This window comes from Streptomyces sp. NRRL F-5650, assembly GCF_000721365.1.
Classification (GTDB): domain Bacteria; phylum Actinomycetota; class Actinomycetes; order Streptomycetales; family Streptomycetaceae; genus Streptomyces; species Streptomyces ardesiacus.
Map to the genome: position 1 here is coordinate 1 of NZ_JOGV01000051.1, position 16357 is coordinate 16357.

15 protein-coding genes and 1 tRNA gene are annotated in these 16357 nt (G+C 71.4%); 11 read left to right on the plus strand and 5 right to left on the minus strand.

Annotated elements, in window-relative coordinates:
- Positions 1-244 precede the first annotated feature (244 nt).
- On the plus strand, positions 245-994 hold the full coding sequence (locus tag IG88_RS0132255) for a hypothetical protein (RefSeq protein ID WP_051852146.1): 750 nt from the start codon (positions 245-247) through the stop codon (positions 992-994).
- 351 nt (positions 995-1345) lie between these two features.
- On the opposite strand, the gene IG88_RS0132260 is transcribed toward IG88_RS0132255, so the two are convergent.
- The 3 genes from IG88_RS0132260 to IG88_RS0132270 form a co-directional block, all read right to left on the minus strand.
- Entirely contained in the window at positions 1346-1957 is a 612-nt protein-coding gene (locus tag IG88_RS0132260; protein WP_234332400.1) for a hypothetical protein, read from the minus strand.
- Positions 1958-2006: 49 nt separating this feature from the next.
- Positions 2007-2396 carry a DUF6354 family protein gene (locus tag IG88_RS0132265; protein WP_031048995.1) on the minus strand — a complete coding sequence of 130 codons (390 nt, stop codon included), beginning with the start codon at positions 2394-2396 and terminating at the stop codon, positions 2007-2009.
- Between the two features lie 81 nt (positions 2397-2477).
- The gene (locus IG88_RS0132270; protein WP_031048997.1) at positions 2478-3110 is read right to left on the minus strand and encodes a hypothetical protein; all 633 of its coding nucleotides are present in this window, start codon (positions 3108-3110) and stop codon (positions 2478-2480) included.
- 563 nt (positions 3111-3673) lie between these two features.
- Here IG88_RS0132270 and tap point away from each other — a divergent pair.
- The 7 genes from tap (at position 3674) to IG88_RS0132300 (ending at position 10060) form a co-directional block, all read left to right on the plus strand.
- The gene (gene tap / locus IG88_RS0132275) at positions 3674-5851 is read left to right on the plus strand and encodes a telomere-associated protein Tap (RefSeq protein WP_234332401.1); all 2178 of its coding nucleotides are present in this window, start codon (positions 3674-3676) and stop codon (positions 5849-5851) included.
- Between the two features lie 22 nt (positions 5852-5873).
- Positions 5874-6452, plus strand: coding sequence for a telomere-protecting terminal protein Tpg (gene tpg / locus IG88_RS0132280; protein ID WP_031049000.1), 579 nt, complete (start codon positions 5874-5876; stop codon positions 6450-6452).
- A gap of 38 nt (positions 6453-6490) precedes the next feature.
- Positions 6491-8902, plus strand: a complete 2412-nt coding sequence (locus IG88_RS0132285; protein WP_051852147.1) for a DEAD/DEAH box helicase — start codon at positions 6491-6493, stop codon at positions 8900-8902.
- A gap of 124 nt (positions 8903-9026) precedes the next feature.
- Positions 9027-9248, plus strand: a complete 222-nt coding sequence (locus IG88_RS43580) for a hypothetical protein (RefSeq protein WP_158854140.1) — start codon at positions 9027-9029, stop codon at positions 9246-9248.
- A complete protein-coding gene (locus IG88_RS0132290) occupies positions 9245-9526 on the plus strand; it encodes an HU family DNA-binding protein (protein WP_031049002.1) in 282 nt (93 codons plus the stop codon). The genes IG88_RS43580 and IG88_RS0132290 overlap by 4 nt, the downstream gene beginning before the upstream one ends.
- A 198-nt stretch (positions 9527-9724) precedes the next feature.
- Positions 9725-9931, plus strand: coding sequence for a cold-shock protein (locus IG88_RS0132295; RefSeq protein WP_031049003.1), 207 nt, complete (start codon positions 9725-9727; stop codon positions 9929-9931).
- A gap of 55 nt (positions 9932-9986) precedes the next feature.
- A tRNA-Met gene (locus IG88_RS0132300) sits at positions 9987-10060 on the plus strand.
- Positions 10061-10185: 125 nt separating this feature from the next.
- Here IG88_RS0132300 and IG88_RS0132305 read toward each other — a convergent pair.
- Positions 10186-10464 (minus strand): hypothetical protein, encoded by a 279-nt coding sequence (locus IG88_RS0132305; RefSeq protein WP_031049006.1) that lies wholly within the window; start codon positions 10462-10464, stop codon positions 10186-10188.
- 408 nt (positions 10465-10872) lie between these two features.
- Here IG88_RS0132305 and IG88_RS40435 point away from each other — a divergent pair, with 408 nt between their 5' ends.
- The gene (locus tag IG88_RS40435; RefSeq protein ID WP_051852148.1) at positions 10873-12423 is read left to right on the plus strand and encodes a serine/threonine-protein kinase; all 1551 of its coding nucleotides are present in this window, start codon (positions 10873-10875) and stop codon (positions 12421-12423) included.
- Here the strand turns inward: IG88_RS40435 and IG88_RS0132315 are convergent.
- Positions 12372-13409, minus strand: a complete 1038-nt coding sequence (locus IG88_RS0132315) for a hypothetical protein (RefSeq protein WP_031049010.1) — start codon at positions 13407-13409, stop codon at positions 12372-12374. The two genes, IG88_RS40435 and IG88_RS0132315, sit on opposite strands and share 52 nt — an antisense overlap.
- A 316-nt stretch (positions 13410-13725) precedes the next feature.
- Here IG88_RS0132315 and IG88_RS0132320 point away from each other — a divergent pair, with 316 nt between their 5' ends.
- On the plus strand, positions 13726-14424 hold the full coding sequence (locus IG88_RS0132320; protein WP_051852149.1) for an Abi family protein: 699 nt from the start codon (positions 13726-13728) through the stop codon (positions 14422-14424).
- Between the two features lie 345 nt (positions 14425-14769).
- Positions 14770-16296 (plus strand): hypothetical protein, encoded by a 1527-nt coding sequence (locus IG88_RS43915; protein ID WP_063760659.1) that lies wholly within the window; start codon positions 14770-14772, stop codon positions 16294-16296.
- Positions 16297-16357 lie beyond the last annotated feature (61 nt).

Consider the following 16357-nt stretch of genomic DNA (forward strand, 5'->3'; position numbering starts at 1 on the left):
TGAAGACCCGACACCGGGTATTCATCTCCGCGGAACGGCCGAATCGTCACACCTGTCCGACACGCCTGGAAGCCCTCAACAAGATCGTGTTACGAGGTCCAAGGACGGCCGGCCCTTCCGGGACTTCACGCCGCAGGAGGGCGACCCTTTCGCCGGGTCCATCAGCGTCACCCCCTCGGGCCGACTGCTGTGCACCCTCGCTGAGTACGGGGTCTGGAGGTTCGGAAGCGTCATCACCAACCTCGTGGGCATCGCCGAGGGAGCTCTGACCGCCGAGTCCAAGCCGGCCATCCGCGCGCTCGCCTCGCTCGACCCCGAGCCGGCACACCAGAGCGCCGTCGACCTGCGCCCGCACGCCACCTATAAGGGCGATCCCATAGGGATGGCGAACCGCCCACGCCCGGCCCTGACTGAGCTCGTCGCCGCCGAGGACCGCCTCTCCAAATGGGAGCAGTCCCGCCTCGGCCGACCGGTGCCGCTCTCCGACGACCTCTTCGTCGTCCCCTTCTACGCCAGGACGTTCCGAGGTGGCAGCCGCGGCCAGCCCTTCGTCTTCGCCCTCGTCAACGACCAGGGGGAGATGACCGGACGGCTCCACGGCCTGCATGAGTGGCGCGATTCGCCCTTCACCGGCTTCTGCTTCAACCTCGCGGCCGACCCGCACCGGGGCCACGCCTTCCACCTCAACCGCTACGGCCTCTACGCCTGGGACCGGGCAGGAGCGCTCCGCGCCAAGCTGGACACCGGCACCAAGACCTTCAAGTCGCTGACCCACTTCACCCTCGGAGCCTGTGCCCCCAACGGCGACCTGCTGCTGGCCCATACCAAGCAGCACCTGATCCTGCGCGTCCCTGCCCCCGACGACCTCACCGACCTCGCGGCAACCGTTGAGGCGGCACTGCGGGCGTACGGCCGACAGCGCACGGCCCTGAAGAAGCAGTGGGGCCCGGTCAACTGGCACTGGCAGCACTCCGCGCCGCTCCACCGCATCTGATCACCCGGCCGCCACCGAGCCGCCGTTGCGGCCGGGGTACGAGCCTGTCCGCCTTGGCACGGAGGGGTGAGGCCCGTCGTGGCGGGATCGGACCTGGCGCTGGGCGAACTGACCGAACAGGCGCCCGGGCGGCGTGAGCTCATCGAGACGAACGCCCGTGTCGTCGCGAAGCCGCCGGCCCCTCGCGGGGCAGCAGGGGCCGGCGGGCGGCCTGCCGGGATGCGACCGGCTGGCCCCCATGGCGCGCTACCGCCGGGCGGAACGTGCGCGGACCAGCTGCCTTACGGGTTCCAGGTCGGCCACGGAAACGTCGCACCGCGACTGTCCGCACCCGCGCGGCGCGGGGGCGGGTCAGGAGACATGCCAGTCCCAGAGCTGGCGGGCGCTGTCGAGGGTGGGGCACCAGGTGACCTTGCGGCCGTCGCGGCAGATCTCGCCGGCACCCGGCGCGCAGCGGCACACCACGCGGAACTGGCCGGCGCGCGCGGACACAACCGCCTGCACGATCCGTCCCACGTGTACTCCGTGGGCGAGATCGAGCCGGACGGCCGCGGCGATCTGCTCCGCGGTGACCACCTCCAGCCGGTCGACGGAGTCCAGCGTGCGGCAGATGCTGCCGTCGGCCTGAGCGGATGACTTCACTGCCACCCACCGTCCAAGCCGGACCACGGCACCGACCACTGCGGCACGCTCCTGCTCGGGGTATCGCTGCATCACCAGGTCACCCCGCCGGACGTGGGGAGCATCGGCCAACCGCCGGAGCGCGCTCACCACGACCTGTGCGCTCACGCGGTCCTCGAGCCGCGCGGACTCCACGGTCCACACACCCGGACCGGGGCCGGGCTTCATCAGCTCCCACTCGCCCGCCCGGCCCTCCACCCGCACGATGTCACCGGCCCTGTACGCCTCGTCCGCCGGCCGAGTTTCGGGGGCGGCCCGGGCCCCGGACTGGGCAATCGTCACCACCTATCCAGCTCCCTTCCAGCAGTGATTCCGCACTGCGGCCCCCGGTTCAGTCCTGGGTCTTCGCTGCCTCGGCGATGACCTCGTGATGCACGCGCAGTGCCGCGGTCGCGTACTCCATGGGCGAGGGGTTGGTGCCCTGTACGTTCGTCATTGCCGCCAGGAAGCGGGCGTAGAGGGCCTGGTCGGCGTCGTCGACGACGTCCTCGATCAGCTTGAATGCGCTCGTCGCGAAGCGCTTGAGGGCCATCGGCCGCGTCTTGCGGCCGGCCGTGCCCTGCTTGTCGCGCTCGACCACGCACTCGGCGTGGGTCTCGTTCACGTCGGTCACGCGCAGAATCCGCTCGCGGGCGACCATGTCGGGGGCCATGTCCTGCCACAGCTGTCCGGCCCGGACCGGGCCGACGGTGGAAGGGACGGGGGAGGGGCTGGTGCTCACGGGAACTCCTGAACGGGGACGAAGGGTTGGGTTGGTGCCAGGCGACTGGCGCGCCCGGCGACGAGCGTATGAGGGGGCGCGTCAGGCCGTGGTCCCGGGGGCGGGAGCCTTGAGGATGCGGAGGTTCTCCGCCTGGACCTCGGCGCAGAACCGGGCGATGAGCACCCAAAGCGGCATGGACAGCCCGTCGAGCTGGTGGAGCAGCCGGGCGGCTTCGTGGATGCCGTGCTGTGCGCGGACGACGTCCATCAGGTCCACACCGCGCGTCTTGCGCTCAAGGGACCGGCCGGCGCCGAGGATACGGTCGTGGGCCTCGCGGCTGACCGTCTCCAGTCGCAGCGGATGCGCCGGAGTGAACCGGGACGGCGGGGGCGGGGCCGGGTCGAACGCGGTCGGGCGGGCCGCGCCGTATCGCGTCGCCCACAACTCCACCATGTAGACCGCGGCGGCCTGCCAGGCGGCCTCGTCGTGCTCGCCGGTGCGCGCCTGGAACGTCGCGATCGCCAGGTCGAGGAGGACCTCACCACGATCCAGCCGCGCAGTGCCGTGGCAGAGGCGGAAGTCCTCCAGAGCCTTGGCGGCGTCGATCACGTGCACCTGGGCGGCGGGGGCGTGGTCGGTGAGACTGCGGCGCATCAGGATGTCGCCGGACTCCACGACGATCCGCGATCCCGGCGCGGCGGGCTCTCCCGGCTCGGGGGACCGGAAGGGCATGGCTGTCGTACTCCTCAGCTGTCGTGTCGGACGGGGGCGAGCTGCCGACGGGGCAAGGGGGCTGACTCGTACGGGGGACACCGCGAACGCGGCCGCGCCGACCGCCTGGCCAACCAGCCATCACACTACATATTGAAACTAGATTCCACAACAACTACAGTACACACTGAAACGAAAACACGACGCTTGCACCGTCGCACCGAGTACGTTAGATTCGCGTTAGATTTTGGACTTTGAGGGTGGAGGTGGAGATGGGGGGCAGCGACCCTGTGGCAGCGGTGCTCGAGCGAATCCGGTTCGACGGCCCGGTGCCACAACTGCCGGATCCGGCGGAGCGTGCCACGCTTCGCGAAGCATTCGGCTGGACCGTGACGCAGATGGGCCAAGCCGCCGGCGTGCGCCGCGAGACCGTGTGGACCTGGGAATCGGATCCTCCTCGCACGCCGCGCGGCGAGAAAGGGCAGCGCTACGCCAGGATTCTCGCCTACTTCGCAGCCGAACTGTCTCGCGCTGATGCGGAGGGCAGCTCCGCCACCCCCGAACCTGAACCCGAGGCTGAACCGGTGCCCGTTGCGGTCGCTGCGGAGGAGGCCCCTCTCGAGCTCGACTTCGACATCGAGGACCCGCCCGAACTCGACTGGCAGAACACCGAGTCCAGCCCGGCTCACACGGAGACGGCGGAACCCGAGTTCGACACTCCCGGCTCCTGGGTCGACCTGCCCGAGGGAGTCACCCGGCTATGCGTCCGCTGCGGGCACCCGACGTCGAGTGTCGTCGGTGGCCGGCCCCGCCACGTGTACCTCCAGGCCATGGCCGCCATGGGGATGCCCCGCTGCGGCGCCCGGCCCACCGCCGGGTCCGCGCCTGCCTCCGTCCCGCAGACCGATGCGGCCTCGGCGGCGGTCACACCGGCCTCCGCAGCCCCGGCTGCCGCTTCGGCCACTGCACTTGCCGCTGCCGCACCCTCCGCCCGGCCGTCGGCCGCGCCGCACCGCCCGGGCGCCGCGCCGGCTTCTCGCCGTGTGAACCGCACGGCGAAGAAGCGGGGCGCGAAGCCGGTGCCGCCGCAGTACGCCGACGGGCCGCTGGCCGTCCTCGACGTCACCGACGGCGCCCTGACCGCGCACCTCGTCGACGGCCGCACCGTGCCGTGCCCGGCCAAGACCCTCCAGGCCCTGGCCACGTGGGCGCTGGACAAGCGGAAGATCCGCCTGGGCGCGGCCAAGGTCCACGACAACGGCTTCGACCAGGACCCGCTCCTCGTCCTCACCGAGGGCGCTGTCGCACACTTCGGCCTGCCCGCCGACCTCGCGGACCAGGAAGAACTCCGCCTGCCGGCCGACCACAAGGCCGTCAAGGGCCTCATCAAGGCCGGGTGGGAGCTCACCAAGTCGGGGTTCGGGCCCTGGCCGAGGGTCTTCAAGCGCGTCGACGGCAAGCGCCACTGCGTTCAGCTCTTCCTCACGCCCTGGGGGGCGTTGGAGGACCGCGTCTGGGGGCAGGCAGGCGACCTGCCTGCGGGCGACCTCGCCCGGATGCTCGGCACCTACGCCCGCCTGGTCATCACCCCCCGCGGCACCGTCGCCGTCACCGGCGAGGAGCTCATGACCTCGCTGCGCCCGCCCACCAAGGCCGAGTGGAGCGAGAAGGAGAACAAGTACGTCTCGGTGAAGGCGCCCCACACCCTTCACACCGTCGTCGACCCCGCTCCGTGCGAGGCCCCCGACGAGCACCCCGTCGTCGCCGCTGACTACCCGGAGGAAGGCTCCCGGCCCGCCAGCGAGGCCCTCGACGAGGAGGCGTGCATCTGGGTCCGCCCCGCCGACCTGATCACCGACGCCGAGCGGGCGTGCACCCACGTCGTCGCGCTGGACGTGCAGGTGGCGTTCCTGGCGGCGTGCCGGCGCCTCCACGTCGGCACCGGCCCGGCCATCCACTACCCCCGCAACCCCGCCTTCGACCCCGAGCTTCCCGGCTCCTGGTACGTGGACCTGTCCCACGTCGAGACCGACCCGCGCATGCCCAGCCCCTTCACCTCCAGCGGCGTACGCCCCGAAGGTCCCGGCTGGTACGCCACACCCACCGTCGCCTACGCCGTCGAGCTCGGCGCCGACGTCCGCCCGATGGAGGCCTGGGTCCGTAAGATCCACAGCCCCTACCTCCAGCCCTGGTACGAGACGCTGCGCGACGCCTACCTGACCGTGATGGCCGACCTCGGCGTCACCAAGGACCTCGATGACGAAGCCTTCCTCGCGGCGATGGCCAGCTACAAGGACGGCGATCCGCTGCTGGTCACCCTGGCGAACGCCATCAAGGCCACCGCCAAGTCCGGAATCGGCAAGCTGCGCCAGCGCCCGAACATGGGAATCGGCCACGCCTTCGGCGACCCGTGGCCGGCCCTGAAGCGGGTCACGTGGCGGCCCGACATCCGCGCCATGATCCTGTCGAAGGCGCGGACCAACATGCACCGCAAGATGCACAACCTCGCCACCACGGCGGGCCGTTACCCGCTCGCCGTCAACACCGACTGCGTCGTCTACGCCACCGACAGCCTGTCGCCGCTGTCCCTCCTCCACGGCCCCGACGGCCAGCCGATCCGCGGCGGGTTCCGCCTCGGCGTCAACCCCGGCTCCGTCAAGCACCAGGGCTCCCAGACCATCGACTGGGCGCTGGACCTGCTCGCCGACGGAGTGAACATCGCCAACGAGATCAAGGACGACTCGCTCGTCCGCGTGGCCTGAACCCCAAGGAAGCTGACTGAACGTGGGACTGATCGAAGACCGACTGGAAGAGGCCGCCGAAACCGCCTACTCCCAGCCGATCCCCAAGACCCTGGGCGCCCGGATCCGTTTCCTGCTCAAGCAGGAGAAGGGCGTCAGCCGCGCCGAGGCCGCCCGCGCGGTCGCCGAGAAGATCGGCAAGTCCCAGCGCACCGTCGAGCGCTACCGCGACGACAAGATCAAGACAGCGAAGCCCGAGACCGCCGCTCTCATCGAAGCCGAGGTCAAGAAGCTCTGGCAGCCGATCGTCAAGGCGAAGAAGTTTCAGACCGCCGTCACCACCGGCGGCATCAAGGTCGACGTCCGCGGCAAGTTCGGATTCACCTCCCCCAAGGGAAGCACCAACGACCCGCGCTACCGGCGTCTCACCCGCCGCCTGGACGCCGCCACCGCGGCCGCCCTCTTCGAGGCCAAGGCGGCCGGCGCCTCCGAAGAAGACCTCGCCCAGCTGATCGCCGACGGATTGCGCGACGACTACTTCACCGACGGCGGCACCCGCGCCGGCTCGCTTCAGAAGGTCGAGCTAACCGCCATCGACCACATCCGCTTCAGCATCACCTGACCGCCGACTGTCCCCGGCTGAGAGGACCGGCCACCACCATGACCGCGACCATCACCACCCCGCCGCCCAGGATCAGGCTGCGCCCGCACCAGTCCCAGGCCGTCCACGCAGCGCACACCGCGCTGCGCCAGACCGCCCGGACCTCCATCGTGATGGCCTGCGGCACCGGCAAGACGTACGTCGCCGCGCGCACCGCCGCCCGCGTCGCTCCCCAGGGCACCCGCCTGGTGCTGCTGCCCACCCTGGAACTCCTCGCCCAGACCATCGACGACTGGCGCACCGCCGGCATGAGCGGCCCCATCCTCGCCCTGTGCTCCAAGCGCCCCAACACCACAGGCGAAGCCGTCGCGTTCACCACCGACCCGGCCGCCCTGACCGCGACCGTCCACCAGAACCCCGGCCTGACGGTCTTCGCCACCTACCACTCCCTGCACCGCGTCCAGGACGCCCACCACCGCTTCGCCCTCCCGCCCTGGTCGCTGATCGCCATCGACGAAGCCCACCGAACCAGCGGTCACCTGGGCAAGCGCTGGGCAGCCGTCCACGACGACGAACTGATCCCCGCCCACAAGCGCCTCTACCTCACCGCCACCCCCCGCATCTGGTCGGCCGGTGAGCCCGGAGACGACGAAGACGACTCGCTCGTCGCGTCCATGGACAACCCCAACCTGTACGGCGACACCTGCTTCCGCCTCCCGCTCGCCGAGGCCATCGACATGGACCTCCTGGCCGACTACCGCGTCGTCGTCATGGAAGTGCACGAGGCGACCATCCGCGCCCGGCTCGGGATCTCCGACAAGGCCACCGAAGCCGAACTGCGCCAAGCCGCCCTCCAGATCGCCGTCCTGCGTGCCATGGCCGAGCTCGACCTGCGCCGCGTCGTCTCCTTCCACCACCGGGTCGCCGATGCCCACGCCTTCGCCGGCACCCTCCGCGAGACCGCCACGCGCCTCTACGCCCTCGACGAGACCGGCACCAGCTGTCCCGACCCGGGCGAGCTGTGGGCGACCGGCCTCGACGGCAACCAGGACCCCGCCTACCGCCGCGAGCTCCTCGACCGGTTCGACGGCCGCCCCGGCGAGTTCCTCGAGCCCGCCCACCGCACCCTGATCGCCAACGCCCGCCTTCTCGGCGAGGGCGTCAACATCCCCTCGATCGACACCGTCGTCTTCGCCGACCCCAAGGAGTCGATCGTCGACACGGTCCAGGCCGTCGGCAGGGCGCTGCGCCAGAAACCCGGCCAGGGCAAGAAAGCCACGCTCATCGTCCCCGTCTACGTCGCCCCCGGCGAAGACGCCGACGACCTCATGGGCTCCAACCTGTACCGGCCGCTCTGGCGGGTCCTCCAAGCCCTGCGCGCCCACGACGACCGCATCGCCGACCGGCTCGCCGTCCCCCAGCAGCCCGCCCACCCGGTCCCGTACGACGAGGACGAGGAGACGGGCGTGCCCGTGGACGTCGCCTTCGACCGCCCCTTCCCCGCCGACACCATCGCGCAGGCGTTCCGGCTGCGGGTCCTTCACCCCCGCGAGGCGTCCTTCCGCCGCGGCCTGGAAGCCGCCACCACCTACCACCAGACCTACGGGCATCTCGACGTCCCCCGGCTCTACGACGATGAGACCGGATTCGCGCTCGGCCGCTGGATCAACCGCGCGCGCAAGGCGTACGCGGCCGGCACCCTCAAGCCCGCTCAGCTCAAGGCCCTCGAACACCTGGGCATCATCTGGAACCTCCAGACCCAGGCCGCCGAACGCGGACTGCTCCACGCCCGCAACTGGGCCGCCCGCCACGGACACCTCGCGGCCCCCACCGGCGAGATGGCCGGCGACTTCGCCCTCGGCCGTTGGCTCACCAACCGACGGGCCGCCGCCCGCGCCCGCGCGGACAACGGACTCGAACCCGACCCCACCGACCTCGCACTCGCCGAGATCGATCCGTACTGGAACCCCGCCTGGTCGATCACCTGGCAGCGCCTCTACTACACCGCCCGCGCCTACGCCGACGCCAGCATCACCCTCGACGACCTCCCTGCCGACTTCGTAACCGACGACGACGAGCCCCTCGGCGAATGGGTCCGCGCCCAGAGCACCGACTACAGCACCCTCCACCCCGAACAGCTCCGGCTCGTGCGCGAACTCGGCATCAGCCTGATCGAACCCGCCGGCGAGCCGCCGCAGCCCACCGGCCGCGCCGCCCGCCAGCAGCGGCAGCTCGACCACGGCCTGGCGGCCGTCGCCGCCTTCCGCGCCCGTGAAGGCCACCTCCACATCCGCCAGCGCGACACCGTCACCGTCGACGGCGAGGAGTTCAAGGTCGGCCAGTGGCTGAAGAACCTCCGCAAACGCTGGGACACCCTGCTCCCCGAGCATCTCTATGCCGTCACCGAAGCCGGACTGACCCCCCACCCACCACAGCCGTCGAGGGAGGACGCCGTTTCGGCCGGCACCTGACACAGACGTCCCGGGGGAGGGCTTGCTGCCGATCCCCGACCGGTCCCGTGTCCAATCCGGCCGACGGCTGGTTGTCGGCAGTGAACGCACTTCGCGCGATCCTTGGCAGACCGGAAGGCCACTGATGACCGACCAGCACCCCGCCACCGGCCACGGCGTACGCACCGCCGCCGCACACCTGGTAGCGGCCTTCACCCACCTCGGAGCCGAGGCCATGGGCCAGGAGCGACCTGGCCGCGAGCACCGGGGCGAAGCGTTGTCAGACCCCGGTGACAGGATGGCGGCAGAAGCGTCGCGTCCGCCCAGCGGGCGCGGCAACCCGAACGTCACGGAGTACCGCACATGAACCGCAGTGAGCTGATCGCAGCCCTCTCCGAGCGCGCCGAGGTCACCCGCAAGGACGCCGACGCCGTGCTGGCGGCCCTCGCCGAGACCGTCGGCGACGTCGTCGCCAAGGGCGACGAGAAGGTCACCATCCCCGGCTTCCTGACTTTCGAGCGCACCCACCGTGCCGCTCGCACCGCCCGCAACCCGCAGACGGGCGAACCCCTTCAGATCCCCGCTGGCTACAGCGTGAAGGTCTCCGCGGGCTCCAAGCTCAAGGAAGCCGCCAAGGGGAAGTAGCCCCCGCTCACGGGCACCGGCTCATCACCGGAAGGCCTTGTGCCCCGGACGGGCAGCACAGCGGCACGCCGCGACCACGCGGAGCCGGATAGACGTGTCGCCTACGGGGTAGAACGGACGGCGGACGCCTTCCGGTGACGGACGGCCCCACCTCCAGACCAACCGGGAATCACCGGGCGACATCGAAGGACAATAGGCATGGCCAGCGGCACCGTGAAGTGGTTCAACGCCGAGAAGGGCTTCGGCTTCATCCAGCAGGACGGCGGCGGACCGGACGTCTTCGCGCACTACTCCAACATCTCCGGCAACGGCTTCCGCGAGCTCAACGAGGGCGAGCAGGTCACCTTCGACGTGACCCAGGGCCAGAAGGGCCCCCAGGCCGAGAACATCGTCCGCCGCGGCTGACCCCGGAAAATGAGCGCCGCCCCGCGACGTCCACTGTGTAAAGTGGCGCCGCCGACGCGGGGTGGAGCAGCTCGGTAGCTCGCTGGGCTCATAACCCAGAGGTCGCAGGTTCAAATCCTGTCCCCGCTACTGACCGAAGGGTCCGGATCCGTCCGGGCCCTTCGCCGTATCCGAACTCCGCACAGGCCAGGGGGCCAACGACCTTCTCGCCGCTCCTGGCGGGTGCTGACCGGCACTCTCCACACAGGCTGGCGTCACTCCGGCATCGGCGGAGGCCACAGGAGCCGGGCACGGCCGTACCGGGCCCGTGCCGCATCCGCGCTCAGACCGTGCGGGCGTCCGATCTGCTCCCAGGTAGCGCCGACCTCTCGATCCGCGATCACCGCGCACCGCACCAGCTCGCTGGTCAGGTGACGGAAGTCCGCGGCCGCGGCGCTGTGCAGTCCCGCGTCGGCCCGCTCGTTGCCGACCGCGTCGGCCACCAGCAGCTCCAGGGCCTCGCACCGAGCCCGGATCTCGCGCGAGATCTGCACCAGAGCGATCCGTGCCCGGAGGGCAGCTGCCGCCCGCCGCCGCTCCCGGTACGCCTCCTGCCGGCAGGAACGCGGACGAGGGCAGTACCGGCGTCGCCGCCCGCCGGGCAGTCCCGCACCGCACCACACACATCTGTCGTCCATATCCGAAGAGTCTCCCCGGAACCCGATGACAGCATCTGCAGCCGCCGCCGTCCGGCGGCGGCCCGCCCAACCGCCTCACCACACGGCACTGACCTGCTAAGACTTCCCATGGAACGTCGGTTGGGGCCTCGGGGTCGGCATCGCTTCACGCAGTCCCGGCAAGGCGTTTTCGTATGCTCCGGCGCACCGCGGGCACGCCCTCACCCCGCGGCGCGCCTGGAGCCAGCCGGCCCAGGGCTCGGACACGCAGGGCTGGAGGTCTTGATGCGCGGCACGACGGTCGCCGGCCGGTACCGGCTGAAGGAGCCGATCGGCAGCGGGGGCATGGGCACCGTGTGGCGGGCCGAGGACCTCCACGAGCACCACGACATCGCCCTCAAGATCATCCCGGTGGGGGAGGGGGCCCCGGTGCGGGAAGCGGCCTTCCGCCGCGAGGCACAGGTCGCCGCGCGTCTGTCCCACCCGAACGTCGTCGCCGTCCGCGACCACGGTGCCGCCAACCTCGACGACCGACGGGTCCTCTTCCTGGCTATGGACCTCGTCGGCGGGCCGCCGCTGAACACGCTCACCGGCCGCCCGCTCCCCGTCACCCAGGCTTTGACCTGGGCGATCCAGATCAGCCGGGCCCTGGAGTCGGCCCACCATCGCGGCATCGTCCACCGCGACCTCAAGCCGTCCAACATCCTCCTCGACGACGCTGACGGAACCGCGAGGCTGTGCGACTTCGGCATCGCCCGCCTGGCCGACACCACCCACCACACCCTGACCGTGACCGGCGTTGCCATCGGCACCCCCGCCTACATGTCGCCCGAGCAGGCCCGCGGCGACACCCCCCTGGGCGCGCCCAGCGACCTGTACTCGCTCGGCTGCCTCCTCCACGAGCTCCTCGCCGGCAGCGTCCCCTTCACCGGCACGGGATGGCAGGTCCTCAACCAGCACCTCAACACCGCGCCGACCCCGCTGTCCGCCCTGCGCCCCGGCGTCCCCCGCGAGCTCGAGCAGCTGGTCCTGGAGCTCCTCGACAAGGACCCCGACCGCAGGCCGACCGCGGCCTACACCCGCAGCCGCCTCACCCAGCTTCACGCGGCCCTGGCCGCCATCGCTGACGCACCCACAGCCGTGCCGACCCAGCAGCTGCCCACGCCCACCCTCGTCGTAGCCGTCCCCGACACCGCGGCCCAGGACTGCAGCGGCCCGAGGACGGGCCGCACGGCCCTCCACGCGGGGGCTGTCACCGCTGCCGCGATCGCCGGTGAGCTCTCCCTGACCACAGCGTTCCCGACTACCTGGTCGGTCGCCCTCGGCAGCGCCGTCGGACTGCTGCTCGCGGGCGCCTACTGCCTCGACCCGCCCCGGCCACATGCCGCACAAGAACTGCGGATCACGACCGCCGGCCTGCTGACCATGCTGATCCTGACCGGCGGCGCAGTCCTCGCGACGCTCATCGCAGCCCCTTCCCACTGGAAGTCCGCCCTGGCGCTGGCCTTCATGGGTGGGCCCGCGCTCGTCGCAGGCGCCACGGCCGTGCGCCGGCTGATCGAGGGTGCCCTTCGACGGCGTACGGGCTGGAGCGCCGACCTGGCCACCACCGCCGGCGCCCTGCACACGACCATCCTGCTGCTTGCCGCCCATCACGCCGGCTTCTCGGCCCTCGCCCTCGCCCTCATCGGTGTCCTGCTGTGGCCGGTCGCCGCACTGCTGACCGCAGTGGTCACTCCCGGCTGGGCCGGACATGGAGATTCCGCGGAGGGAGAGAGGACGGCTCAGATCGGGCGGGCACCGAGCGGGCGGCCCCAGTCAGCGGTCGCGGCGTAGCGGTTGAGGACCTCGGTGATCCGGGGCGCGGCTTCCAGGCTGAGCCCGCCGGCGGTGACGGTGACGCGGTGGCACGGCGGGGGACGGCCCTCGGGGTTGTAGTCGGTGTACTTCCCGTCGTCGTGCCGCATGAGGTCGGGGACGACGTCGACGAGTCCGAAGGCCTGGAGCGCCTGGTGGGTCTCGAAGGCCTCCCGGGTCAGGCCGTAGGCGCCGGCGCGCTCCGCTCCGGTGACGTAGGGCTCCTCGTGCTGGGGATTCTGGTTGACGTCGAGCCACATCAGGTAGGCGGCGATCTCGCTGGGGGTCAGCAGATGCACCCAGCCGCGGCTGAAGAACTCGGTCGGGATGTCGATGCACGGCTCCTTCGCCGTGGGCACCCGGTAGGTGATGGGGGCGTTGTCCGTGCTCTGGCCGCTGTCGCACAGCAGGCTGAAGTCGCGGAACGGCTGGTACTCGCCGCGGTGCGGCAGGTCGAGCAGGTGCTGGTCGTTGAGGGTCTTGAGAGCCTCGGTGATCTGCCGGAGCTTGTTCGCCTTCGGGCTAGCGACATAGCCGGTGCCACCCCGGTGCCGGGCGAACGCGCAGACCAGCCGTTCGAGAGAGAACGGCTGCTCGCGGCCGTGCTCGATGGGGAGGTTGCAGTGCCACTGCCGCCCGGGGGCCGCCTGGCACGCGGCGGCGAACAGCAGCAGCAGGTGCAGTCGGCCGGTGACCCCGCGCGGTGCGATCAGCCGTCCGGCCGGGGGCCGCTTCTCGCGGGGCAGGCCGTTGCGCTCCGTCTCGACCTCGAGCGGAACGGAATGACGGAGATAAGGGCGGCGTACACGGACCACCGCGGGAGCGCGACCTGATGCCGACAGCTCTTCGGCGGCCGCGGAGGCGTCCGCGACCATGCCGCTCCCGGTGAGCGCCGCCAGCGTCTCGCGACGGGTCTTCACCGCCTCCGCGGCCGCCGCGGCCGCATCACGAACGTGCCGGACCACGGCACCCCTCCCGAACTGCATCGTTTTGATAGCTACGGATTGACCTGTATGTTGCGCCTCATCGTCCGCTCCATCGAGAGGTGAGCCGTCATACAGGTCAAGCCGTAGAGCCAGTATACGGAAGCGGACCGGAACCGGGGGTTTCATGGTGTGTACGCGAGCAGCAGGCCCCGACGTAGGTCAGGGACCCGCCCGGCCCGCGGAGAGGCGTACCGGGCCCGGAAACGTCTTAGCCCCGGCGACATGATCACGAAGATCAGCGGTCCACCGGGGCTTGTCACCCATGACTATACCCGACTTCTCAGCAGGAGGAACCGTGACGCACGCATCCCCGGCCCCCGCGCCGGGGCCGTGGGTGGAGAACTGGCTCAGCCCCGCCCGGCACAGCATCTACCTGAGCGCCGCCGGCGGCGACCTCGTCCGCGCCCTGGCGCTGTACGAGTGGAACACGGCCCTGACCTGCGCGGTCCTCCGCGACCTGAGCCACTTCGAGATCGCTCTGCGTAACGCGTACGCCGGAGCCCTGGACGCAACCTGGACTGGTGCGACGCACTGGCTCGACGACCCGGCCAGCCCGCTTCGGGCCCCGCTGATCCGTGTCAAAAAGGGCGGCCGCCGCGGCCCGCGGCAGGTCGACATCAACGACAAGACCCGCAGCGCCATCGACAGCGCCCGCAAGCGCTACGGTCGCACGGCCCCGCCGGGAAAGGTCATCGCCGATCTGTCGCTGGGAGTGTGGCGGTACCTGTCCACCTCCGCCCACGAGAAGACGCTGTGGGTCCCCCACCTCCACTTCGCGTTCCCGCCCGGCACCAACCGCGCGACGGTCGACCAGCTCATCGGTGACCTGCACGAGCTGCGCAACCGGGCGGCCCACTGGGAACCGCTGCTGACCGTCCCCGTCGACGTTCGGATGAAGGACCTGCTGACGGTCACCGGCCTGCTGGGTCCCGACCTCGCCGCCTACATCCAGCACTCCAGCCACGTCACCCCGATGCTCGCCCAGCGTCCGTAACCGCCATCGGCGCGGCGGAAGACTCCTTCGTCCAACGCCGCGCCCAGACCGTGACTCCCGCACTCGTGACCGGTCCGATCCCGACAGCTGGCAGACGATTCCGCCCGAACTCCCGGCCGCGGGCCCGGAGCGGAATTGCCGGGGCCCGGCGTGTCACCGGGCCCCGGTCCGCCGTTACCCACACCCGAGCCCGCGGACTGAACTCCGGGCCAACGGGCGGAGGCGGGCACCGAATCCCACCAGCGGCCAAGCGATCACCGGCGTCGATGTCAGTGGTCGCCCTTATGCTGCGCCGCACAGCGAGGCACGACCCCGCTCACCCTTCACGAGCGGGGAGTTGGACCCATGGCGCGCATCGGCCGACCGCGGAAGGACCCCCGCGAGCCGGAAGAGATCATGCGGGCGGCGGGCCTGGAACCGCTGGAGCCCTACCCCGGCAGCTCCGCCCCGTGGCGGTGCCGTCATACGGCGTGCGGGCGGGAGGTAACCCCCCGCCTGAGCAACGTCACCAAGGGCCAGCGCGGCTGCGTGTACTGCTCCGGGCGGGCCCGTATCGAGCCCGAGGCGGCGGCCGGCGTGATGCGGGCGGCCGGCCTGGAGCCCCTAGAGCCCTATCCCGGCAGTGACCGTAAGTGGCGGTGCCGCCATGTCGCCTGCGGGCGCGAGGTCACACCCACCTACGTCCGGATCAACTCCGGTACGGGGCCCTGCCGGTGGTGCGCACCGAACGCGCCGGTCGCCCCCGACGTCGCCGCGGCCGACATGCGGGCAGCGGGCCTGGAACCCCTGGGCCCGTACCCGGGAGTGGACACGCCCTGGCCCGTCCGTTGCCGGACGTGCGGGGAGCCCGGAGCCCCCACGCTGGGCTCCATCCGGCAGGGGCAGGGCGGCTGCTACCCCTGTGGCCGGCGCAAGGCCAACGCGACGATGCGCCACGTCGCCGAGACCGCGGCCGCCGTGATGCGGGCGGCCGGCCTGGAGCCGCTGGAGCCCTACCCCGGGACCGCGTTCCCGTGGAAGAGCCGCTGCGCCAAGTGCGGGTCCATCGTCTCCCCGCGCCTGGGTTCCCTGACCGGCCGGAGCCGGCGTCCGGCCTGCAAGCGGTGCGCCGACCGGGCCCACGGTGAGGCGCAGCGCCACGACGAGGACCTGGCCGTCGCCGAGATGCGCGAGCACGGATTCGAACCCCAGGAACCGTACCGTGGGGTCAAGTACCCCTGGCGGTGCCTGTGCCACGGCTGCGGCACTATCACCTCGCCGACCTTCGGATCCATCCTCGCCGGCCAGAGCGGATGCCGGCGCTGCGCCGACCTCCGCGCCGGCGCCGCCCGACGGGAAGACCCCGAGCGCGCCGCCGCCTCCATGCGCGAGGCCGGCCTCGAGCCCCTGGAGCCCTACACCACGACCATGACGCCCTGGCGCTGCCGCTGCACCACCTGCGGCCGCACCTCGACCCCCACTCTGGCCAAGATCCGCAGCGGCCGCGGATGCAAGTACTGCGCCCGCTTCGGCTTCGACCGCGCCGCGCCCGCCCGCGTCTACGTCGTCACCCACGCACAGCACGGCGCCGTCAAGATCGGCGTCGCCGGCGCCCTTCAGCGCAACGACCGCATTGCCCAGCACCGCCGCCTCGGATGGACCCTGTTCTACGAACACCACGTGCCCACCGGCGACGACGCCCTGTCCGTGGAGCAGACGATCCTGCGGCGCCTGCGCGCCGCCGGCCACGGTGTCTTCCTCACCGCGGTCCAGATGCCCAACGGCTGGACCGAGACGTTCGATGCCACCCGCGTCACGGCCGCCCAGCTTCGGGACGCGATCCGAGAACACCAGGTCACGCCGGCCCCTCCCGAGCCGCTGACCCTGTTCTAGCCGCCGGGCTGGGCCGGGGGACGGAGTGAACCTCGGCGGCGCGGGCGGCAGATGGGGGCGG

What these genes read in the sequence shown, in the direction of transcription:
- IG88_RS0132270 (WP_031048997.1), bottom strand. Translation starts at nt 3,110, where the DNA reads ATGCCCTTCCGGTCCCCCGAGCCGGGAGAGCCCGCCGCGCCGGGATCG.
- IG88_RS0132285 (WP_051852147.1), top strand. Translation starts at nt 6,491, where the DNA reads ATGACCGCGACCATCACCACCCCGCCGCCCAGGATCAGGCTGCGCCCG.
- IG88_RS43580 (WP_158854140.1), top strand. Translation starts at nt 9,027, where the DNA reads ATGACCGACCAGCACCCCGCCACCGGCCACGGCGTACGCACCGCCGCC.
- IG88_RS0132290 (WP_031049002.1), top strand. Translation starts at nt 9,245, where the DNA reads ATGAACCGCAGTGAGCTGATCGCAGCCCTCTCCGAGCGCGCCGAGGTC.
- IG88_RS0132295 (WP_031049003.1), top strand. Translation starts at nt 9,725, where the DNA reads ATGGCCAGCGGCACCGTGAAGTGGTTCAACGCCGAGAAGGGCTTCGGC.
- IG88_RS40435 (WP_051852148.1), top strand. Translation starts at nt 10,873, where the DNA reads ATGCGCGGCACGACGGTCGCCGGCCGGTACCGGCTGAAGGAGCCGATC.
- IG88_RS43915 (WP_063760659.1), top strand. Translation starts at nt 14,770, where the DNA reads ATGGCGCGCATCGGCCGACCGCGGAAGGACCCCCGCGAGCCGGAAGAG.